Annotated in this window: 17 protein-coding genes; 12 read left to right on the top strand and 5 right to left on the bottom strand. The window is 62.7% G+C overall.

The features are described 5' to 3' along the window. The first annotated feature begins 16 nt into the window (after positions 1 to 16). Positions 17 to 1,180 carry an Mrp/NBP35 family ATP-binding protein gene (locus EB235_RS00685; protein WP_027032874.1) on the top strand — a complete coding sequence of 388 codons (1,164 nt, stop codon included), beginning with the start codon at positions 17 to 19 and terminating at the stop codon, positions 1,178 to 1,180. Positions 1,181 to 1,198: 18 nt separating this feature from the next. Here EB235_RS00685 and EB235_RS00680 read toward each other — a convergent pair whose 3' ends face one another. After that, positions 1,199 to 1,648, bottom strand: a complete 450-nt coding sequence (locus EB235_RS00680) for an SRPBCC family protein (RefSeq protein ID WP_027032875.1) — start codon at positions 1,646 to 1,648, stop codon at positions 1,199 to 1,201. Positions 1,649 to 1,793: 145 nt separating this feature from the next. Here EB235_RS00680 and EB235_RS00675 point away from each other — a divergent pair, with 145 nt between their 5' ends. The 4 genes from EB235_RS00675 (at position 1,794) to EB235_RS00660 (ending at position 6,499) form a co-directional block, all read left to right on the top strand. Further along, a complete protein-coding gene (locus EB235_RS00675) occupies positions 1,794 to 3,599 on the top strand; it encodes an IlvD/Edd family dehydratase (RefSeq protein WP_027032876.1) in 1,806 nt (601 codons plus the stop codon). Between the two features lie 223 nt (positions 3,600 to 3,822). After that, positions 3,823 to 4,647, top strand: coding sequence for a chromate resistance protein ChrB domain-containing protein (locus EB235_RS00670; RefSeq protein ID WP_027032877.1), 825 nt, complete (start codon positions 3,823 to 3,825; stop codon positions 4,645 to 4,647). Further along, positions 4,644 to 6,035: a chromate efflux transporter gene (gene chrA / locus EB235_RS00665; protein WP_027032878.1), complete on the top strand. Its 1,392-nt coding sequence runs from the start codon at positions 4,644 to 4,646 to the stop codon at positions 6,033 to 6,035. The genes EB235_RS00670 and chrA overlap by 4 nt, the downstream gene beginning before the upstream one ends. 65 nt (positions 6,036 to 6,100) lie before the next feature. Continuing rightward, positions 6,101 to 6,499 carry a hypothetical protein gene (locus EB235_RS00660; protein ID WP_027032879.1) on the top strand — a complete coding sequence of 133 codons (399 nt, stop codon included), beginning with the start codon at positions 6,101 to 6,103 and terminating at the stop codon, positions 6,497 to 6,499. 12 nt (positions 6,500 to 6,511) lie between these two features. On the opposite strand, the gene EB235_RS00655 is transcribed toward EB235_RS00660, so the two are convergent. Both EB235_RS00655 and EB235_RS00650 read right to left on the bottom strand, forming a co-directional pair. Continuing rightward, a complete protein-coding gene (locus EB235_RS00655; RefSeq protein WP_027032880.1) occupies positions 6,512 to 8,101 on the bottom strand; it encodes a trimethylamine methyltransferase family protein in 1,590 nt (529 codons plus the stop codon). Positions 8,102 to 8,281: 180 nt separating this feature from the next. Then, positions 8,282 to 9,775 (bottom strand): PLP-dependent aminotransferase family protein, encoded by a 1,494-nt coding sequence (locus EB235_RS00650; protein WP_027032881.1) that lies wholly within the window; start codon positions 9,773 to 9,775, stop codon positions 8,282 to 8,284. Positions 9,776 to 10,077: 302 nt separating this feature from the next. On the opposite strand from EB235_RS00650, the gene pgi reads away from it, so the two are divergent. Together pgi and EB235_RS00640 are read left to right on the top strand one after the other, a co-directional pair. Then, positions 10,078 to 11,721, top strand: a complete 1,644-nt coding sequence (gene pgi, locus EB235_RS00645) for a glucose-6-phosphate isomerase (RefSeq protein WP_027032882.1) — start codon at positions 10,078 to 10,080, stop codon at positions 11,719 to 11,721. A gap of 5 nt (positions 11,722 to 11,726) precedes the next feature. After that, a complete protein-coding gene (locus tag EB235_RS00640) occupies positions 11,727 to 12,449 on the top strand; it encodes an HAD family hydrolase (protein ID WP_027032883.1) in 723 nt (240 codons plus the stop codon). Here EB235_RS00640 and EB235_RS00635 read toward each other — a convergent pair. Next, positions 12,446 to 13,168, bottom strand: coding sequence for a class I SAM-dependent methyltransferase (locus EB235_RS00635; protein WP_032925851.1), 723 nt, complete (start codon positions 13,166 to 13,168; stop codon positions 12,446 to 12,448). The genes EB235_RS00640 and EB235_RS00635 overlap by 4 nt on opposite strands. Further along, positions 13,168 to 15,183, bottom strand: a complete 2,016-nt coding sequence (locus tag EB235_RS00630) for a long-chain fatty acid--CoA ligase (RefSeq protein ID WP_027032884.1) — start codon at positions 15,181 to 15,183, stop codon at positions 13,168 to 13,170. The genes EB235_RS00635 and EB235_RS00630 overlap by 1 nt, the downstream gene beginning before the upstream one ends. A 454-nt stretch (positions 15,184 to 15,637) precedes the next feature. Here EB235_RS00630 and EB235_RS00625 point away from each other — a divergent pair, with 454 nt between their 5' ends. Genes EB235_RS00625 through EB235_RS00605 form a run of 5 tightly spaced genes read left to right on the top strand, consistent with a single transcriptional unit; the run spans position 15,638 to position 20,875 of the window. Continuing rightward, positions 15,638 to 17,236, top strand: a complete 1,599-nt coding sequence (locus EB235_RS00625) for an ABC transporter substrate-binding protein (protein WP_027032885.1) — start codon at positions 15,638 to 15,640, stop codon at positions 17,234 to 17,236. A gap of 45 nt (positions 17,237 to 17,281) precedes the next feature. Next, positions 17,282 to 18,289, top strand: coding sequence for an ABC transporter permease subunit (locus EB235_RS00620; RefSeq protein ID WP_027032886.1), 1,008 nt, complete (start codon positions 17,282 to 17,284; stop codon positions 18,287 to 18,289). Beyond that, positions 18,289 to 19,200, top strand: a complete 912-nt coding sequence (locus tag EB235_RS00615) for an ABC transporter permease subunit (RefSeq protein WP_027032887.1) — start codon at positions 18,289 to 18,291, stop codon at positions 19,198 to 19,200. The genes EB235_RS00620 and EB235_RS00615 overlap by 1 nt, the downstream gene beginning before the upstream one ends. Further along, complete coding sequence (locus EB235_RS00610) at positions 19,200 to 20,051, top strand: ABC transporter ATP-binding protein (protein WP_080680914.1); 852 nt, start codon at positions 19,200 to 19,202, stop codon at positions 20,049 to 20,051. The genes EB235_RS00615 and EB235_RS00610 overlap by 1 nt, the downstream gene beginning before the upstream one ends. Further along, positions 20,048 to 20,875, top strand: coding sequence for a dipeptide ABC transporter ATP-binding protein (locus tag EB235_RS00605; RefSeq protein WP_027032888.1), 828 nt, complete (start codon positions 20,048 to 20,050; stop codon positions 20,873 to 20,875). The genes EB235_RS00610 and EB235_RS00605 overlap by 4 nt, the downstream gene beginning before the upstream one ends. Positions 20,876 to 20,886 lie beyond the last annotated feature (11 nt).

Genomic DNA, 20,886 nt, shown 5'->3' with positions numbered 1-20,886 from the left:
CTGAGGAAATGCCGTCATGCCCGTTACCAAGGAAATAGTCACCGAGCGTCTGAAGACGGTCAATGGGCCGGACTTCACCGGCAACATCGTCGACCTCGGCATGGTTTCGGAGATTTTCATCGCAGACGGCAAAGTGTTCTTCTCGATCACCGTTCCCGCCGCCCGTGCCCAGGAGATGGAGCCGTTGCGCGCCGCCGCCGAGCGCGTGGTGAAGGCCATTCCCGGCGTTGCCGGCGCGGTCGTCGCGCTGACGGCCGAAAAGAAGGGCGGCGGCATGGAAGCGCCGGTTCCATCGCGGCCTGCGCCCAGGCCAGCACCGCCGGCTCCGTCCGCAGCTCCGCGCGCGCCGGCCTCGCAGAGTTCAGGCAAGCGTGGCGTGCCCGGTATCGAGGCAATCATCGCAGTCGCCTCGGGCAAGGGCGGCGTTGGCAAGTCGACCACCGCCGTTAACATCGCGCTTGGCCTCGCCGCCAACGGCCTCAGGGTCGGCGTGCTTGATGCGGACATCTACGGCCCGTCCATGCCCAAGCTGCTCAACATTCATGGCCGGCCGCAGACGGTTGACGGCAAGATCCTGAAACCGATGGAGAATTACGGCCTCAAGGTGATGTCGATGGGCTTCCTCGTCGATGAGGAGACGCCGATGATCTGGCGCGGCCCGATGGTGATGTCGGCGCTGACGCAGATGCTGCGCGAAGTCGAGTGGGGCCGGCTCGACGTGCTCGTTGTCGACATGCCGCCCGGCACCGGCGATGCGCAGCTGACCATGGCGCAGCAGGTGCCGCTGGCCGGCGCCGTCATCGTCTCGACGCCGCAGGACCTGGCACTGATCGATGCCCGCAAGGGATTGAATATGTTCAAGAAAGTCGACGTTCCGCTGCTCGGCATCGTCGAGAACATGAGCTATTTCATCGCCCCGGATACGGGCAAGCGCTACGACATTTTCGGCCATGGCGGCGCCCGCCGCGAAGCTGAGCGCCTCGGCGTCACTTTCCTCGGCGAAGTGCCGCTGGAAATGGGCATCCGCGAAAGCTCGGATGCCGGTGCACCGGTGGTGGCGTCGAAGCCCGATAGCCCTGAAGCCAAAATCTATCGCGACATTGCCTCGAAGGTCTGGGACCGGGTCAACGAGGAACGCGGCGCGGCCGAAGCGGCGGTGCCGAGCATCGTCTTCGAGTGAGCGCCTGAGAAGAGAAGGTCAGCCGCCGACCTTTTCGCCAAAACTCGAAAAGAACTGACCCGCCAGTTTCTTCGAGGTCGATTCGATCAGCCGGCTGCCAAGCTGAGCGATCTTGCCGCCAACTTCGGCCTTGGCTGCATATTTCAAGATCGTGGCATCCGATCCATCCTCGGTCAGCGTCACGTCAGCGCCGCCCTTGGCAAAGCCGGCGATGCCGCCCTTGCCTTCGCCCTGGATGGTGTAGGAATGCGGCGGCTTGAGGTTTTTCAGCGTCACTTCGCCGTTGAAGGTCGCCTTGATCGGCCCGATCTTCACCACCACGGTCGCCGCCATCTCGGTCGGCGACTTCATCTCCAGGCTCTGGCAACCGGGAATCGTCGCCTTCAAAACCTCGGGGTCGTTCAGGGCCTCCCACACTTTTTGCAGGGGTGCGGCAATGCGCTCCTCGCCTTCGATCACTAAAGCCATGAAAACCTCCCGCACAAGACTTCAAAGGCCTAACGCACGGCTGGGTGCGTGTCTATCGCACCAAAGTCCCGATTCAGATCACGCGTCCCCTTGCTTGCATTGACGTGTTGTCATATCGATTTGTCATACAAATACGGAGACCGTGATGGCAGGCGCCCCCACCAGAAAGAAGAAATTTCGCTCGCAGGAGTGGTTCGACAACCCCGACAATCCGGGAATGACGGCGCTCTATCTGGAGCGTTACCTGAACTACGGACTGACGCGCGCCGAACTGATGTCGGGCAAGCCGCTGATCGGCATCGCCCAGACCGGCTCGGACCTGTCGCCTTGCAATCGGCACCATATCGAGCTCGCCAAGCGCGTGCGCGAGGGCATCGTCTCGATGGGCGGCATCCCCTTCGAATTCCCTTGCCATCCGATCCAGGAGACCGGCAAGCGCCCGACCGCCGCACTCGACCGCAACCTCGCCTATCTCAGCCTGGTCGAAGTGCTCTACGGCTATCCGCTCGACGGCGTCGTGCTGACCATCGGCTGCGACAAGACCACGCCGGCGCTGCTTATGGCGGCGGCCACCGTCAACATCCCGGCCATCGCGCTGTCGGTCGGCCCGATGCTCAATGGCTGGCACAAGGGCAAGCGCACCGGGTCCGGCACCATCGTCTGGGAATCGCGCCAGCGCCTGTCGGCCGGCGAGATCGGCTATGACGAGTTCATGGACATCGTCGCTTCCTCGGCGCCGTCCACCGGCTATTGCAACACCATGGGCACGGCCACCACGATGAATTCGCTGGCCGAGGCACTCGGCATGCAGCTGCCGGGCTCGGCCGCAATCCCCGCGCCCTATCGCGAGCGCGGACAGATTTCCTACGAGACGGGCAAGCGCATCGTCGAGATGGTGCACGAGGACCTCAAGCCGTCCGACATCATGACGCGCAAGGCTTTCGAGAACGCCATCGTCGTCAATTCGGCCATCGGCGGCTCCACCAATGCGCCGATCCATCTCAACGCCATCGCCCGCCATCTTGGCGTGCCGCTTACCAATGACGACTGGCAGGAGATCGGCCTCAAGGTGCCGCTCATCGTCAATTTGCAGCCGACGGGCGAATATCTGGGCGAAGACTACCATCATGCCGGCGGCGTGCCGGCCGTGGTCGCCGAACTGTTGAAGGGCGGGCTGTTGCCGCATCCCGATGCCCTGACCGTCAACGGCAAGTCGATCGGCGACAATTGCAAGGGTGTCGCCAATGAAAACACCGACGTCATCCGTACAGTTGCCGCGCCGCTGAAAGCCAATGCCGGCTTCATCAACCTCAGCGGCAATCTGTTCGATTCAGCAATCATGAAGACCAGCGGCATCTCGCCGGAATTTCGCGAGCGCTACCTGTCCAACCCGAAGGATCCGGAAGCCTTCGAAGGCAACGCCATGGTCTTCGACGGGCCCGAGGACTATCACGCCCGCATCGACGATCCGGCGCAAGGCATCGACGAGCACACCATCCTGTTCATGCGCGGCGCCGGTCCGGTCGGCTATCCCGGCGGTGCCGAGGTCGTCAACATGCAGCCGCCTGCCTATCTCATCAAGAAGGGCATCCATGCGCTCGCTTGCATCGGCGACGGCCGCCAGTCGGGTACGTCGGGTTCGCCGTCGATCCTCAACGCCTCGCCTGAAGCCGCGATCGGCGGAGGTCTGGCGCTGCTCAAGACCGGTGACCGTGTTCGCATCGATCTGAACAAGGCTACCGCCAACATTCTCGTATCGGACGACGAAATCGCACGGCGCCGCGCCGAGTTGCAGAACAATGGTGGCTACCACTATCCCAAGCACCAGACGCCATGGCAGGAGATCCAGCGCGGCATGGTCGACCAGTTCGACGAGGGCATGGTGCTGAAGCCGGCGGTAAAATACCAGGATGTCGCGCACACCAGCGGCGTCCCCAGGGACAATCACTGATTGCTCCGGGGACAATCATTTGATTGATCCGGCGACAGTATCTGTGCGCAAGTACTTACATTAACGACAAACGGCGGCTTGATCCGGATCAAGCCGCCGTTTGTCATCCTTGACAAGCGCGCCCAACAAATCCACGATCGTAACCAAGGGGTGCATCGCGACGACCCCGTGAGGCGTCAGCCCAACGTTCGCGTCCAAGCTTCTCTATCAGGAGGTGGACGCCATGCCGTCAACAACCGCTATCACCGTATCGCAACTGTCCCGCCTGGTCGGTCTGCCGGGCGCGCCTGTGATCATCGATGTTCGCATCGATGAGGATTTCGACGCCGATCCGCGCCTGCTGCCGGCCTCATGCCGACGCAATTTCAAAACCGTTTCGACCTGGGCCACCGAATTTGCCGGCAGGCAAGTCTCGGTCTGCTGCCAGAAAGGTCAGAAACTCTCGCAAGGCGTAGCCGCATGGCTGCGGCACGAGGGAATTTCCGCTGAATCCCTCGAAGGCGGCTTCGAAGCCTGGCGCGACGCAAATGAGCTTTTGGTCCGCTCCGAAAAGCTACCGCCGCGCGACGAAAAAGGCCGCACGGTGTGGGTGACGCGGTCCCGCCCGAAGGTCGACCGCATCGCTTGCCCCTGGCTGATCCGGCGTTTCGTCGATCCCGACGCCGTCTTCCTGTTTGTCGAGGCGGCCGAGGTGGCTGCCGTGGCTGACCGCTTCAAGGCGGTGCCGTTCGACATCGACACTGTGTTCTGGAGCCATCGCGGCGAACGCTGCACCTTCGACATCATGATCGAGGAGTTCGGGCTGGACTCCAAGGCGCTCCGTCGCCTTGCCTTGATCGTACGCGCAGCCGACACGGCAAGCCTCGATCTGGTTCCCCAGGCGGCCGGCTTTCTGGCAGCCTCGCTTGGTCTGTCGCGGATGTTTCGCGACGATCTGGAACAGCTGGAAGCAGGCATGCTGCTCTACGATGCTTTCTTCCGCTGGTGTCGCGACGCCACCGAGGAAACGCACAACTGGCCCGCTGCCGGCGCGGGCAAACCGTCGTGAGCGCTCTTGCCCCGGAGAATAGAGTGGTGAGCATCGAGGCGCCGGCTGCACCGACTTTTGCCGAAGCCTTGAAGGTCTGGGCGAAGATCGGATTGCTCAGCTTCGGCGGACCGGCCGGGCAGATCGCCCTGATGCACAGGGAATTGGTCGAGGAGCGGCGCTGGATCGGGGAACAGCGTTTCCTGCATGCGCTGAACTACTGCATGCTGCTGCCTGGTCCGGAAGCTCAGCAACTCGCCATCTACATCGGCTGGCTGCTGCATAGGACAATCGGTGGCCTCGTCGCCGGCATCCTGTTTGTCGTGCCCGGCGCGCTTGTCATGCTCGGGTTGAGCAGCCTCTACGTGCTCTATGGCGACATGCCGCTCGTCGAGGCGCTGTTTTTCGGGGTGAAGGCGGCGGTGCTTGCCATCGTCATCGAGGCGGTGATCCGGATCGGACGGCGTGCCCTGAAAAACCCGGTCATGATGTCGATCGCGGTTGCGGCCTTCATCGCCATCTATGCGTTGAATGTGCCGTTCCCGCTCATCATACTGCTCGCGGGCCTGACAGGATGGCTGGGAGACCGCATTGTTCCGGGCCTGTTTTCCGGCTCCGCGCATGGCAAGGGCGATGTTGCCGACATCAAGGGAGCAGTCGACCTGATGTTCGAGCGCGGCGAGCTGACCCATGTCAAACCGACCAGATGGCATGCACCGCGCACGGTCGCCATCTGGCTGCCGATCTGGTTCGGACCGGTTCTCGTGATCTGGTGGTGCACCGGCTCTGCCAGTGTGTGGACCGAGATAGGCAGGTTCTTCAGCCTGATGGCGGTCGTCACCTTCGGCGGCGCCTACGCGGTGCTTGCCTATGTCGCGCAGGCAGCTGTCCAGTCCTTCGGCTGGCTCACCCCCGGTGAAATGGTCGACGGACTTGGGCTTGCCGAGACCACGCCTGGTCCGCTCATCCTGGTGCTGCAGTTCGTCGGCTTCATCGCCGCGTTCCGTCACTCCGGGTCACTTAACCCGTTGCTTGCTGGATCGCTTGGAGCGCTGCTGACCCTGTGGGTGACGTTCACGCCGTGCTTCTTCTGGATATTCCTCGGCGCGCCCTATATCGAGGCGCTGCGTGGCAACAAGGCACTGTCGGCCGCGCTCGGCGCGATCACCGCCGCAATTGTCGGCGTCATCATGAACCTCGCTCTATGGTTTGCCTTGCACGTCGTTTTCCGTGAGGTGCACGCAATAAGCCTCGGCATCAATGTACCGGTGCTTTCGTCGATCGACTGGCGGGCGGCGCTGCTTTCCTGTGCCGCGATGATCGCCATCCTGCGGCTGAAGATCGGCATGCTGCCGACGCTCGCCGGATCGGCCCTTGCCGGTGTCTTGCTTCTGGCGGTAAGTGGCTAAATGTTCGTCTTCCCTCGTATTCCGCTTGCGCACCACCTAAGTGGCTGGAAACGGATTGAGACATCATGGCGCAACGGCGCTCTTCCCTTGGTTTCCTCGGCATGTTCGGCCGCTCCGGCGACCTCAGGCAGCTCGATACGGCATTGCGCGGCGCCGATCTTCACCCCGCGCTTGTGCCCGAGGGGGTAAAACTCACCATCGTCAATTTGATGAAGGATCGCTGGCCCGACGAGCCGCCCAGCCAGGCCTATCCGGACGTGGCGCAACTGTTCAGCTATTGCGTTGCCGGGCCGGAAACCTTCGAAAGCTCGCATGGCTTGCAGCTGCGGCAGGACGTGGAACGCCGGATCGAGGCCGCGGTGGAGGCCGGCGACAGTTTCGACGCGCAAATCGTGCTGATGGCGCTGCACGCCAAGCTGATCAATGCTGAGGTCGTCGAACGCTACGGGCTGGGCACGGACTAGCCGAAAGCGGGCCTACCCGCCCATATTGGCGCGCGGCAGTTTGATCATGTCGCCGAAGCGGGCGCGCAATCTGTCGTCGAGCGGCTTTGGCACGTGGCGGGGGAAACGCTCGGCAAGGACGCGTTTCTTCTCGATGATCGCGCGCTGCAATATGTCGGGCCGGCCCTTCTCGTTCCATTCCTTCGGTGAAAAGCGGTCGCCGACGGCCGGATAGAAATACTCGGTCTGCATCAGCCGCAGCGTCTGCTCGTTGCCGAGATAGTGTCCAGGCCCCTTCAGGCAGACATCAGTGATGGTGTCGATCGACAGCGATTCATCAGACACTTCGATGCCGCGCACGCAGCGCAGGCAATGGCCGAGCATGTCATTGTCGATGATCAGGCTTTCCAGGCAGAAGCCGAGCAGCGAGGCATGCATGCCGGCGGATTCATAGACCAGGTTGAGCCCGGCAAGACCGGCCATCACGTCGGTGATGCCTTTCTCGTAGCCGGACTGGATGTCGGGCAGTTTCGAATCCGTCATGCCGGCGGCGGAACCGCCCGGCAGATCGTAGAACTGCGCCATTTGTGCGCAGGCAGCGGTCAGCACCGCCTGTTCGGCCGAGCCGCCCGACATGGCGCCTGTCCTCAAATCTGACACGAACGGCCAGGTGCCGAAGATCGCCGGATGCCCTGGCTTGATGGCATTGACATAGACCAGGCCGGCCAGCACTTCGGCCACCGCTTGCACGACGGCGCCGGCAATTGCGGCCGGCGCGGTAGCGCCGGCCTGTCCGGCCGACAAAAGCAGGATCGGGATGCCGCCCTCGACACAGGCCTCGAGCACGCCGCAGGCATCCTCGGCGAATTTCATCGGCGGCACGACGAAGCAGTTGGAGTTCGACACGAACGGCCGGGCGCGGAAATTCTCCTCGCCGCCGGCAATCGCGTAGAGCATTTCGAGCGCCGGCTGCACGTTCTCGCGCACCGTGAACGAGGTGCCGACATGCTTGGAGGTGCCCATCACGCAGGCGTAGAGCGTGTTGAAGTCCATTTCGAGCGGATCGGGAATATCGCGCGGCACCATAGGTCGCTGGAAGAAATGGATGTTGTCGAGCCCTTCGACGAGGCGAGCCGCGTCATAGATGTCCTGCAGCAGCGATTCGCGGTACTCGCGCTTCTCGACATCGACCAGATGGACGGCGGCTCCAGCCGTGCCGTAATGCACACGCTTGCCCTGGATCAGCATGTCGTGTTTCGGATCCTGGCCGTGCAAGGTGAAATTCCGTGCTGCCTTCTTGATCGTGTCGAGCACCAGCGCGCGCGGAAAACGGATACGGCCGTCATCGCCATAGGTGGCGCCGGCCTTGGTCAGTGCGTCGATGCAGGAGGGGATGGCATTGGCGAAGCCGACGGTCTCCAGGAGCGTCAGCACCGCCTCGTGGATGCGTTCCTGGTCGTTGTGCTTCAGCGGTCCGTAGCTGCCGCCCTCGAGGCCGGCGCGCACCGGCTTGATGTCGTCAGCCAAGGGCGCCGCCCGCATGGCACGACGCGCTTCGCGTCCACCGGAGCGGCGCGAACGCTGATCCGCCGCCGCTTCCTGCTTTTCAAGAACCACTGACATGGAGACACTCCACCTTTTCTCGGAAACAGGGCGGCGGTTGGTCCACCATCGGCTGCTTCTTCCCCTTTATGCCACGACTATGCCGCCGGGATTGGCACAGCCTATGGGCCAGCCGGTCCGGTTGCATGTGCCAGAGTTAAAGGAGCCGGAGCCACTGCTGGTGGCTCCGGTGAAAAGGGATCAGGCAGCTGCCGGTCTGCGGCCGGCCGCGGTGGCGAGTTCCCGTATGCCTGGCTCGATGTGCTGCAGCGCGATCGAGGAAATGCCCAACCGCATGAAGCGCGAGGGCTTTTCGGTGCGGTCGAAGAAGCGGTCGCCGGGCTCGATGATAACGCTGCGCGAGGCTGCGGCCTCGGCCAGGCCGCGAGAATCGGTGCCGCGTGGCCCCTCGAGCCAGAGCGATGTGCCGCCGGCCGAGTCGGTCGAGCGCCATTCCGGCAGGAAAGCGGAAATCGCATGGACCAGACGCTTGCGACGTTCGTCGAAGGCACTCGACAGGCGCCGCACCAGTGCCTCGTGATGGCCGAGCGACAGGAAGAGTGCCACGGCGCGCTGGTTGTTGGCCGGCGGATGGCGCAGCATGAAACGGCGCAGCGCCCTGAGCTCGGAGATAAGCCCAGCGGACGCCACGATGTAGCCAAGCCGCAGGCCAGGAGCCAGCGTCTTCGACATCGAGCCGACATAGACGACGCGGCCTGAACGATCGAGGCTCTTCAGCGCCTGCTGCGGCGCCTCGTCGAGAAGCTGGCTGTCATAGCCGTCCTCGATGATGATCTGGTTGTGCCGGTTGGCGCGCGCCAGCAGATCCTGCCGCCGCTCCGCCGACAAGGGCACCATGGTTGGGCAATGGTGGCTCGGCGTGACGAACACGAAGCCGGAATCATTGGAAATAGAAGAGGTTACGATGCCGGACTGATCGACCGGCACCGGCTGGATCTCGGCGCCCGCAAGCCGGAAGATCGAGCGCGCGTCGGGATAGCCGGGGTCTTCCATCGCCACCTTTGAGCCTTTGGTCATCAAAAGCGTCGCCAGCATGTAGAGCGCGTTCTGGGCGCCCAGCGTGACGATGATTTCGTCCGGGTTGGCGAAGATGCCGCGCCGGGGCAAGAGCCGCGCCTGGATCTGCTCGATCAAGAGCGGATCGTCGCGGTCAACCATATCGGACGCCCAGTTGCGGATTTCGAGCACGGCCAGCGCCATGCGGTTGCACTCTCGCCACTCGGCGGTCGGGAACAGCGTCGGGTCGAACTGGCCGTAGACGAAGGGGTAGGACGACTTGATCCAGTTCTCGTGCTTGGCCGGCGGCGGCATGTCGCTGGCAGCAATCTGCCGGCGTGCCTTCCAGTCGATCTCATTGGCCTGGTCGGGCGCCTTCTGGTGCGGCTTGGCCGGCGTCGCCAGCACGTCGGGATTGACGAAATGGCCGCGCCGCTCACGCGCCACCAGGAAACCCTGGTCGACGAGCTGCTGGAAGGCCAGCACCACTGTTCCGCGCGCCACGCCGAGTTTTTCGGCCAGGATCCGGCAGGAGGGGAGCGGCATCGAAGCGGCGATCTGACGGTCGAGAATGGCGGCCACGATGGCTTGGCGGATCTGCGCCTGCAGGGTCTGGCCGGATTCAGCCGAAATCCGGAACAGGCCGGACCATATCGCCGTGTCGTTTCTCTGTGGCATGGAAGATGTTCCTCGATGGCCAGCTTTTTTCGCTTGGCTGGACCAGTCGAATGTAACGGTGGCACAAGGGGTTGCGCCAATCAATTTTTCTGATCTTTGGGATTTATGCCAGTGATCCTTCCGGTCGAAATCGGGCGCTGCAACCTCCCGGAGCGACACATTGTGTCATCGCATCGTGATGCGATGCGGCATCGCCGCGTATTGACCGCACGGAGTTCGGCTCAATAGTTGTGCCGCGACGACACGCGCCGGAAACATCCGGTCTGATATGGTGCATCCAAAACGCCAGGAGCTACCCGCCAGTGGATAAGTCAGCCTTCCAGAAACAGCTTGCCGCCTTGCGCGACCATCGCGCCGCGGCACCTGCCAGCATGCGCCAGGCCTTCGCCGCCGATCCGCAACGGTTTGCGACATTCTCCGCCACCGATGACAATCTGTTGCTCGACTGGTCGAAATGCGCCGTCGACGCGACCACCATGGATTTGCTGGAAAAGCTCGCTGGCGCCGCCGATCTCGAAGGTCGTCGCGCCGCGATGTTTGCCGGCAAGAAGATCAACATCACCGAGGACCGCGCCGTGCTGCACACGGCGCTGCGCAATCTCAGCGGCAAGGGCGTCACGGTCGACGGCCAGGACGTCAAGAAGGATGTCCTTTCCGTGCTCGATGCGATGGGCGCCTTCGCCGACGCCATCCGCTCCGGCAAGGCGCCCGGTGCCACCGGCAAGAAGATCACCGACATCGTCAACATCGGCATTGGCGGCTCCGACCTCGGTCCGGCCATGGCAACGCTGGCGCTGGCGCCCTACCATGACGGGCCGCGCGCGCACTATGTCTCCAACATCGACGGCGCCCATATCCATGACACGCTGAAGGATCTGTCCGCCGAAACCACGCTGTTCATCATCGCCTCCAAGACCTTCACCACCGTCGAGACGATGACCAATGCGCAGACGGCGCGTGACTGGGTGCAGAAGGCGCTCGGCAAAGAAGCGGTCGGCAAGCATTTCGCCGCCGTCTCGACCGCGCTCGACCTGGTGGCCAAGTTCGGCATCGCGCCCGATCGCGTCTTCGGCTTCTGGGACTGGGTCGGCGGCCGCTATTCGGTCTGGGGCGCGATCGGCCTTCCCGTCATGATCGCCGTCGGCCCGAAGAATTTCCGCGCCTTCCTCGATGGCGCGCACGAGATGGACGAGCATTTCCGCACCGCGCCGCTGGCGAAGAACCTGCCGGCGCTGCTGGGGCTGGTCGGCTGGTGGCATCGCGTTATCTGCCAATATCCGGCGCGCGCGGTCATCCCCTATGATCAGCGTCTGTCCAGGCTGCCGGCCTATCTGCAGCAGCTCGACATGGAATCGAACGGCAAGGGCGTCACCCTCGACGGCACGCCAGTGACGACGCCGACAGGGCCGCTGGTCTGGGGCGAGCCGGGCACCAATGGCCAGCACGCCTTCTTCCAGCTGCTGCATCAGGGCACCGATTTCATCCCGGTCGAGTTTCTTGCCGCGGCCGTCGGCCATGAGCCGGAGCTCAAGCACCAGCATGACCTGCTGCTCGCCAATTGCCTGGCGCAGTCGGAAGCGTTGATGAAGGGCCGCACGCTGGACGAGGCGCGCGCGCAGATGCTGTCCAAGGGCATGAAGCCGGCTGACGTCGATCGCATCGCGCCGCATCGCGTCTTCTCCGGCAACCGGCCCTCGGTGACAATTCTGTACCGCAAGCTCGATCCGCGCACCTTCGGCCGGCTGATCGCGCTCTACGAGCACCGCGTCTTCGTCGAGGGAACGCTGTTCAACATCAATTCCTTCGACCAGTGGGGCGTCGAGCTTGGCAAGGAACTGGCGACCGGCCTTCTGCCTGTCGTGGAAGGCAAGGAAAGTGCGGCCAAGCGCGACGCGTCGACCGCTGGCCTTGTGGGATACATCCACCAATTGCGTGGTTCGGAGTGAACGATTTGGCAGACATCAAGGGGATATTGTTCGACAAGGACGGGACACTTGTCGACTTCAACGCGACCTGGCTTGGCGTGGCCGACTTCATGGCCATGGATGCTTCCGATGGCGACCGCTGGAAAGCCGACAGGCTGCTTGCGGCCGCCGGCTTCGATTTCGCCAACCGGCGTTTCAAGCCCGATTCGATCTTTGCCTCCGGCACCAATCTCGATGTTGTCGAATTGTGGTTTCCGCGCCTGTCCAACGAGGACCAGATGCTGGCCGTCGCCCGCTTCAACGAGATCACCTCGGTGCAGGGCTCGACGATGGCGGTGGCGCTGCCGGGCATAGTCGACACATTGGCGGCACTGCATAAAAGATCCTACCGGCTTGGCGTCGCTACCAACGATTCGACCAGCGGCGCGGAAAAGACCCTGATCACACTAGGTGTCGCCCAACTGTTCGACGCCGCCTATGGCTACGACGCGGTGGCCAACCCAAAACCGGCGCCCGACACCATCCAGGCCTTTTGCGACCTTACCGGCCTGAAGCCGTCGGAGATCGCCATGGTCGGCGATAACCGCCATGACCTCGAAATGGCGCGCGCCGGCGGCTGCGGCCTGGCGGTGGGCGTGCTCTCCGGCACAGGTACGCGGGAATCGCTGGCCGAGATTGCCGACGTCATCCTGGATTCGGTTGCCGATTTGCCCGATTTCCTGTCGGCGCGGGTCAGAGAGACAGTCTAACCGCCAGGTTCGGTCTCAAAACGAAAGACGCTGCTCGGCTTCTGCACGGCGGCTTTCGCATCGCCGAAATCCGGCACCTGATATTCGGCAAGCAGCCGCAGTCGTGAACGCGGCAGATAGGTCCGGCCCGGATCGCCGACCAGCACATCGATGCCGGCGGCGAGACAGCGGTCTAGGAAAGGTATGACGCGGTTGGCGACATCCTCCCCGTAGAACACGTCACCGGCGAGCACGAGATCGACGGCAGGTGGCGAACCCTTGGTGATATCGCTGCCGACCACGGTGATAGCGACCCCGTTCGCTGCGGCATTGAGGCCGATCGCGGCGACGCCGTTGCGGTCGATCTCGGCCGCGATCACCGCGCTGGCGCCGGCTTTGGCGGCGGCGATGCCGACAATGCCGGAGCCGGCCCCGAGGTCCAGCACGCGGCGGCCCGCCACCGTCATCGGATGATCAAGGATGTGGCGCGCCAGCACGGCGCCGCCGGCCCACGCATAGGCCCAGTAGGGCGGCAGAGGTTCGGGCCTGCCCTCGTTGGCATCGCCATCGTCTTCGGGGTCGACGAGGCGCCGCAATCCGCTGCCCGGATGGGCGGTGTAAAACCGGATTTCGGGAAGCGCCGGCACCGGAACAAGGCGCATGTTCGCCTTGATGAATTCCGCCGGGTCGAGGCGCGAGCGTCGGTCGGACGCGTCGTCGCCGATAAGATCATCGCTCACTATTCGCGCAGCGCCCGGCGCAAAATCTTGCCGACCGGCGTCTTCGGCAATTCGGTCCTGAACTCGATGTATTTGGGCCGCTTGTAGCCCGTCAGGTTCTCGCGGCAGAAAGCGATGACGGCTTCAGCGGTCAGGGCCGGGTCCTTCTTGACGATGAACAGCTTCGGAACCTCGCCGGAATGCTCGTCCGGCACGCCGATCGCGGCCACTTCGAGCACGCCCGGATGCATCGCCACGACTTCCTCGAGTTCGTTCGGGTAGACGTTGAAGCCCGAGACCAGGATCATGTCCTTCTTGCGGTCGACGATCTTGGTGTAACCACGCTCGTCCATGAAGCCCATGTCGCCGGATTTGAAGTAGCCATCCTTGGTCATCACCTTGGCGGTCTCGTCAGGCCGGTTCCAGTACCCAGACATCACCTGCGGTCCCCTGATGCAGATCTCGCCGACCTCGCCCAGCGGCAGATTGTTGCCGTCATCGTCGCGGATGGCGATCTCGGTCGAGGGCAGCGGCAGGCCGATCGTGCCGGTGAAATCGCCGGCGCTGAACTTGTTGGCGGTGGCCACCGGCGAGGTTTCGGAAAGTCCGTAACCTTCGGTGACAGGACAGCCGGTCAACGCCTTCCAGCGTTCGGCGACGCCCTTCTGCACCGCCATGCCGCCGCCCAGCGTCAGCACCAGCGGCTTGAAGTCGAGCTTGCGGAAGTCCTCATTGTTGAGCAGCGCGTTGAACAGCGTGTTGAGGCCGGGAAAGACGTGGACCGGATATTTCTTCAACTCCTTGACGAAGCCCGGAATATCGCGCGGGTTGGGAATGAGCACATTGCGCGCGCCTTGCTGCATGCCCATCAGCGCGTTCACCGTCAACGCGAAAATATGATAGAGCGGCAGCGCGCAGATGAAGTTCGGGTGCGCCGGTTTCGGCTTGATCGTATAGGCGTCTTCCATCCACTGCGCGTTCTGCACGACATTGGCGAGCACGTTGCTGTGCAGCAGCGTGGCGCCCTTCGAGACACCCGTGGTGCCGCCCGTATATTGCAGGAAGGCGACATCGCTGGCCTCTACCTTGGCCGGCTTGAAGCTGCCGCCGGCTCCCGCCTTCACGGCAGCGTTGAACTTGACGTGACCGGGCAGGGACCAGGCCGGCACCATCTTCTTCACACGGCGCACGACCAGATTGACGATCGTGCCCTTGAGGCCGCCGAGCATGTCACCCATGGCCGCCACCACGACATGTTTGACCGCTGTCCTGGCGATCACCGCCTGCAGGGTGTTGGCGAAGTTTTCGAGAATGACGATGGCTTGTGCGCCGGAATCCTTGAGCTGGTGCTCCAGTTCGCGCGGCGTGTACAGCGGATTGATGTTCACCACGACATAGCCCGCACGAAGCACCGCCATCATCGCTATGGGATATTGCAGCACATTCGGCATCATCAGGGCGACGCGAGCGCCCTTCTGCAGACCCTTTGACTGAAGATAGGCGCCGAAGGCAGCCGACAGCCGCTCGACATCGGTGTAGCTGACGGACTTGTCCATGCAGGTGAAGGCCGGCTGGGCGGAAAACTGCTTACAGGCGGCGACCAGGAAATCGCCGATCGAGCTGTAGGGCAAGGGACCGATTTCGGCCGGGACGTTTTTCGGATAGCTCTTCAGCCACGGCTTGTCGGGCAGGCCAGCAGCAAGCGCGGTAAGTGCCTTCGGCAGGCGCTTAGCGGCGGCCCCGACGGGTTTTGCGGCTGGCGAGGCTTTCGCAGCACCGTCTTTCGATGCCACTGCTTTGGTCACTACAGTTTTCGCCGTCGGCTTTGCAGCGGACGTCGACTTTCCGGTCGCAGGCTTGGCCGGGGCTTTTGCTGCCGGCTTTGTGCTCGCCTGCGCGGGCACGATGGCTGCCTTCGGCTTGGCCGCGGCGGCTTTGGCGACTGGCGCTTTCGGCTTGACGGTTCCGGCAGCTGCTTTTGGAGCCGCCTTGGCCGATGCCTTCACTGGCGCCGTCGTCTTTGATGCCTTTGCCAACAGTCCCTCCCTGGGTCGTTGTTGTTCGCCTGTGCCGCGCTCGCCCTGAGATAACAGAGACGTCCTCCGCTGCCGCCAGCGTGTCCATCTATGTATTGCCTCTATCGGCGGCGGTGCAAGCCTTGCCCTTGCGGCAAGGCGCCGAAAGATTTGCCGCCGAAAATCTTTCCCGCCAGCGACGCTTGGACCGGCATCTTTCCCCATCGATGTCGGATGGAGACGCGGCGCGGCGTCGATGTCGCCAGATGCCAGATCAATAAAAAAATGCAATCGTTAACAATACCGTGAATGGAGAGAACTGCTAATTTATTCTGTCATTTAGCAAAATCGCGGATTTTTTTCCTGCTTCCCGCGGGGTAAGCAAACGGGGTGTTCCAAAGCCGGAAAAACGGTGCTTATATGCGCGCTTCGCGAGCCTGATAGAGGGGCTTGGAAGAACATCAGGGAGTGCTCAATGAAAAAGAAACTCGCTTTTGCGGCCGCGTTGCTGGCCGCAAGCGTCCTGGGCGGCATGGCCAATGCAAAGACGCTTGTCTATTGCTCGGAAGCGTCGCCGGCCAATTTCGACCCGGGTACGACGACCGGCGGCAACGATTTCGATGCCTCGTCGCGTACCGTCTATTCGCGTCTTGTCGAGTTCAAGCACGGCGGCACCGAGGTCGAGCCCGGCCTCGCCGACAAGTGGGAAATCTCGGACGATGGCTTGGTCTATACTTTCCATCTGCATCCGGGCGTGAAGTTCCAGACCACCGACTATTTCAAGCCGACCCGCGATCTCAATGCGGATGACGTGGTCTTCTCCTTCGACCGCCAGTTCGACAAGCAGAACCCCTGGAACGGCGACAAGTACCTGCCGAACCTGACCTGGGACTACTACACCGGCATGGACATGCCGAAATACGTCGCCAAGTGGGAAAAGGTCGACGATCTCACCGTCAAGCTGACGCTGACCGAGCCGAACTCGCCGATGCTCGCCAATCTGGGCATGGACTTTGCGTCGATCGTATCGAAGGAATATGCCGACCAGCTGGAGAAGTCCGGCAAGATGGCCGATTTCTCCACCAAGCCGATCGGCACCGGTCCGTTCCAGTTCGTCGATTACCAGCTGGATTCGGTCATCCGCTATTCGGCCAACCCGGACTACTTCAAGGGCAAGGAGAAGATCGACGATCTCGTCTTCGCCATCACGCCTGACGCGACCGCCCGCATCCAGAAGGTGCTGGCCGGCGAATGCGACATCGCGCCCTATCCGAACCCGGCCGACATCGCCACCATCAAGGCCAACAAGGACGTGACCCTGATGGATCAGGCCGGCCTGAACATCGGCTATATGAGCTACAACACCACCATCCCGCCGCTCGACAAGCCCGAGGTTCGCCACGCGCTCAACCAGGCGATCGACCGGGCATCGCTGATCAAGTCGCTGTTCCAGGATGCGGGCGCCACGCCTGCCGAAAACCTGATCCCGCCGACGATGTGGTCGTGGAACAAGGATGTGAAGACGGACGCCTACGATCCGGATGCGGCCAAGAAAGTTCTGGCTGCCGCCGGTCTGACGGACATCCAGCTCTGGGCATCCGACCGCGTTCGCCCGTACAACCCGAACTTCCAGCGCGCCGCCGAACTGATCCAGGCCGACTGGGCCAAGGTCGGTGTCAAGGCGGAGATCGTCAACTACGAATGGACGAAGTATCGCTCGGAAGGCAAGAAGAAGGACCGTCCAGGCGCCTTCCAGATCGGCTGGACCGGCGACAATGGCGATCCGGACAACTTCTTCGCCACGCTCTTCGCCTGCAACGCAATCGGCGTGTCGAACTACTCCAGCTGGTGCAACAAGGACTTCGAGGATCTGATCCAGAAGGCCAAGAAAACCAGCGACCAGGCCGAGCGTTCCAAGCTCTATGAGCAGGCGCAGGTGATCTTCGCCAAGGAAGCGCCCGCCTTCCTGCTGGTCCACAGCCAAGTCTATGCGGTCGTGCGCAACAATGTCAGCGGTTTCAAGATGGATCCGCTCGGCATTCACCGCTTCGACGGCGTTGACAAGGCCGAATAAGACTATAGAGCGGGGCGGCGCAATGAGGCGCCGCCCCCCTTCATCATGCTAAAATACATCCTCCACCGAATTGCACTTTTGATCCCGACGCTTGTCGGCATCACGATCTGTGCCTTTGCGTTCGTCAGGCTGCTGCCCGGCGATCCGATCCTTGCCATGGCCGGCGAACACGGCGTGGCGCCGGCGCGTTACGAAGAGCTCAAGGAGCAGTTTGGTTACAATCTGCCGATCTGGCAGCAATATACGCGCTATGTCGGTGAGGTCGTGACCGGCGATTTCGGTGTCTCGATCTCGTCCAAGCGCCCGGTGATCGAAGAGTTCAAGACGCTCTTCCCGGCGACGCTGGAACTCTCATTGTTCGCCATGATTTTCGCCATGGTGCTCGGCATTCCGGCCGGCATTTTTGCGGCGATCAAGCGCGGCTCATGGTTCGATCAGTCGCTGATGGGCACCGCGCTTGTCGGCTATTCCATGCCGATCTTCTGGTGGGGCCTGCTGCTCATCATCTTTTTCTCCGGCTATCTCGGATGGACACCGGTCAACGGCCGCATCGACCTGCAGTACTTCTTCAAGCCGATTACTGGCTTCATGACCATCGACACCTTGCTCTACGGCAAATGGGATGCATTTCGCTCGGTATTGCGCCATCTGGTGCTGCCGACAATTGTGCTCGGCACCATTCCGCTGGCTGTGATAGCGCGCCAGACGCGCTCCGCCATGCTCGAGGTGCTGGGCGAGGACTACGTGCGGACGGCCCGAGCCAAAGGGCTTTCGTCGGCCCGGGTCATCGGCGTGCATGCCCTGCGCAATGCACTCATACCGGTTGTCACCACCATCGGCCTGCAGGTTAGCACGCTGCTCGCCGGCGCCATCCTTACCGAAACGATCTTCTCCTGGCCGGGCATCGGCAGGTGGATGGTCGAATCCATATCCAAGCGCGACTACGTCGTCGTGCAGTCCGGCTTGCTCCTGATCGCGCTTATCGTCATGGCCGTGAACCTGATCGTCGACGTGCTCTACGCCGTTATCAACCCACGCATAAGGGCGGCGTGATGAGCCAGTCGACCGAAATCGCCCCGATGGCCGCCGGCAACCCGGATCGCCTCACCGGTCTCAGGACCTTCTGGTTTTATTTCTCGGTCAATCGCGGCGCCGTCATCGGCCTGTTCGTCTTCATCCTGCTGGTCCTGGCGGCGCTGTTTGCGCCGCTGCTGGCGCCCTATGCACCCGACATTCAGGACAAGACCGCGTTCCTGAGGCCTCCGGCCTGGCAGGACGGCGGCTCGACACAATATCTGCTCGGCACCGATCCGGTCGGGCGCGACATCCTCTCGCGCCTGCTCTACGGCGCGCGCTTCTCGCTGCTGATCGGCGCGGTCGTGGTCACGCTGGCGCTCACCGGCGGCATCACGCTCGGCCTGCTGGCCGGCTATTTCCGCGGCTGGGTCGACGTGGCGATCATGCGCGTCATGGACCTCATCCTGGCTTTCCCGTCGCTGCTGCTGGCGCTGGTCATGGTCACCATCCTTGGTCCCGGCCTGTTCAATGCGATGCTGGCCATCGCGCTCGTCCTGCAGCCGCATTTCGCCCGGCTGGTGCGCGCCGCCGTGATGGCGGAGAAAAGCCGTGAATATGTCGTCGCCGCCAAGGTCGCCGGCGCCGGACATATCAGGCTCATGCTTCGCACCATCCTGCCCAATTGTCTGGCGCCGCTGATCGTCCAGGCGACCTTGTCGTTCTCGAACGCCATTCTCGAAGCGGCAGCCCTCGGGTTTCTCGGCCTCGGCGCGCAGCCGCCCACACCCGAATGGGGAACCATGCTCGCCTCGGCGCGCGAATTCATCCTGCGCGCGTGGTGGGTGGTGACCTTCCCCGGTCTCGCCATCCTGATCACCGTGCTCGCCATCAACCTTGTCGGCGACGGCCTGCGCGACGCGCTCGATCCCAAGCTCAGGAGGTCATGATGGCGTTGCTCGACATCCAGAACCTCGTCGTCGAATTCCAGACCGCGTCCGGCCCGTTCCGCGCCGTCGATGGGGTCTCGCTGCATGTCGACGAGCGTGAAGTGCTCGCCATCGTCGGCGAATCCGGCTCCGGCAAGTCGGTGTCGATGCTGGCCGTGATGGGCCTGTTGCCGTGGACAGCCAAGGTCACCGCCGACAAGATGAGCTTTGGCGGACGCGATCTCCTGAAACTAGGCCCTGCAGAGCGGCGCAAGATCGTCGGCAAGGACATGTCGATGATCTTCCAGGAGCCGATGGCCAGCCTCAATCCGTGCTTCACGGTCGGCTTCCAGATCGAGGAAGTGCTGCGCTTCCACATGGGCATGGACAAGGCCCAGCGCCGGGCACGTGCCATCGAGTTGTTGAAGCAGGTCGGCATTCCCGAGCCGGCCGATCGGCTGAACTCCTTCCCGCATCAGATGTCGGGCGGCCAGTGCCAACGCGTCATGATCGCCATCGCCATCGCCTGTAATCCGAAGCTCTTGATCGCGGACGAGCCGACGACTGCATTGGACGTCACCATTCAGAAGCAGATCCTCGATCTGCTGGTCTCGCTGCAGGCCAAATACGGCATGGGTCTGATCATGATCACCCACAATATGGGCGTGGTGGCCGAGACCGCCGACCGCGTCATCGTCCAGTACAAGGGCCGGAAAATGGAAGAGGCCGACGTGCTGTCGCTGTTCGAATCGCCGAAGAGCAATTACACGCGCGCGCTGCTTGCTGCCTTGCCGGAAAATGCCGTCGGCGACAGGCTGCCGACCGTCTCCGACATGCTGTTCGAGCCGGCGCCTTCCGGAGCCAGCGCATGACCATTGTTGTCGAAGGCAAGGACATCAAGCGCGACTACCATGTCGGTGGCGGCCTGTTTCGCGGCGCCCGCACCGTGCATGCGGTGAAGGGCGTGTCCTTCAGTGTCGAGAAAGGCAAGACGCTTGCCATCGTCGGCGAATCGGGCTGCGGCAAGTCCACGCTTGCGCGTATCATCACGCTTATCGATCCGGCGACGTCAGGCGAGTTGTTCATCGACGGCAACAAGGTCGACATCGCCAAGGATGGGCTCTCCAAGGAGATGCGCCGCAAGGTGCAGATCGTCTTTCAGAACCCTTATGGATCGCTGAACCCGCGCCAGAAGATCGGCGACGTTCTCGGCGAACCGCTGCTGATCAACACCGACAAATCGGCCGAGGAACGGCGCGACCTCGCGATGAAGATGCTGAAGAAGGTCGGTCTCGGACCCGAGCACTACAATCGTTATCCCCATATGTTCTCGGGCGGCCAGCGCCAGCGCATCGCCATTGCCCGCGCGCTGATGCTCAACCCCAGTCTGCTTGTGCTGGACGAGCCGGTTTCCGCGCTCGATCTCTCGGTGCAGGCGCAAGTGCTCAACTTGCTCGCCGACCTGCAGGACGAGTTCCAGCTGACCTATGTCTTCATCAGCCACGATCTGTCCGTCGTGCGCTACATCGCCGACGACGTGATGGTGATGTATTTCGGCGAAGCGGTTGAATACGGCTCGCGCGAAGAGGTCTTTTCAGACCCCAAGCACAGCTACACCAGGACACTGTTCGCCGCGACACCGCGCGCCGATGTCGCCTCGATCAAGGCGAGGCTGGCGAAGAAGAAGGCGGCCTGAGACCGACTACC

Origin of the sequence: Mesorhizobium loti R88b, from assembly GCF_013170845.1 — a bacterium.
In the GTDB taxonomy this organism is placed as follows: domain Bacteria; phylum Pseudomonadota; class Alphaproteobacteria; order Rhizobiales; family Rhizobiaceae; genus Mesorhizobium; species Mesorhizobium loti_B.
Note: the sequence above shows the minus strand (reverse complement) of the source record. Positions and strands in the feature narration are given on the sequence as shown.

Coding starts and splice junctions, on each gene's coding strand:
- EB235_RS00685 (WP_027032874.1), top strand. CDS start 17: ATGCCCGTTACCAAGGAAATAGTCACCGAGCGTCTGAAGACGGTCAAT.
- EB235_RS00680 (WP_027032875.1), bottom strand. CDS start 1,648: ATGGCTTTAGTGATCGAAGGCGAGGAGCGCATTGCCGCACCCCTGCAA.
- EB235_RS00675 (WP_027032876.1), top strand. CDS start 1,794: ATGGCAGGCGCCCCCACCAGAAAGAAGAAATTTCGCTCGCAGGAGTGG.
- EB235_RS00670 (WP_027032877.1), top strand. CDS start 3,823: ATGCCGTCAACAACCGCTATCACCGTATCGCAACTGTCCCGCCTGGTC.
- EB235_RS00660 (WP_027032879.1), top strand. CDS start 6,101: ATGGCGCAACGGCGCTCTTCCCTTGGTTTCCTCGGCATGTTCGGCCGC.
- EB235_RS00655 (WP_027032880.1), bottom strand. CDS start 8,101: ATGTCAGTGGTTCTTGAAAAGCAGGAAGCGGCGGCGGATCAGCGTTCG.
- EB235_RS00650 (WP_027032881.1), bottom strand. CDS start 9,775: ATGCCACAGAGAAACGACACGGCGATATGGTCCGGCCTGTTCCGGATT.
- EB235_RS00625 (WP_027032885.1), top strand. CDS start 15,638: ATGAAAAAGAAACTCGCTTTTGCGGCCGCGTTGCTGGCCGCAAGCGTC.
- EB235_RS00620 (WP_027032886.1), top strand. CDS start 17,282: ATGCTAAAATACATCCTCCACCGAATTGCACTTTTGATCCCGACGCTT.
- EB235_RS00615 (WP_027032887.1), top strand. CDS start 18,289: ATGAGCCAGTCGACCGAAATCGCCCCGATGGCCGCCGGCAACCCGGAT.
- EB235_RS00610 (WP_080680914.1), top strand. CDS start 19,200: ATGGCGTTGCTCGACATCCAGAACCTCGTCGTCGAATTCCAGACCGCG.
- EB235_RS00605 (WP_027032888.1), top strand. CDS start 20,048: ATGACCATTGTTGTCGAAGGCAAGGACATCAAGCGCGACTACCATGTC.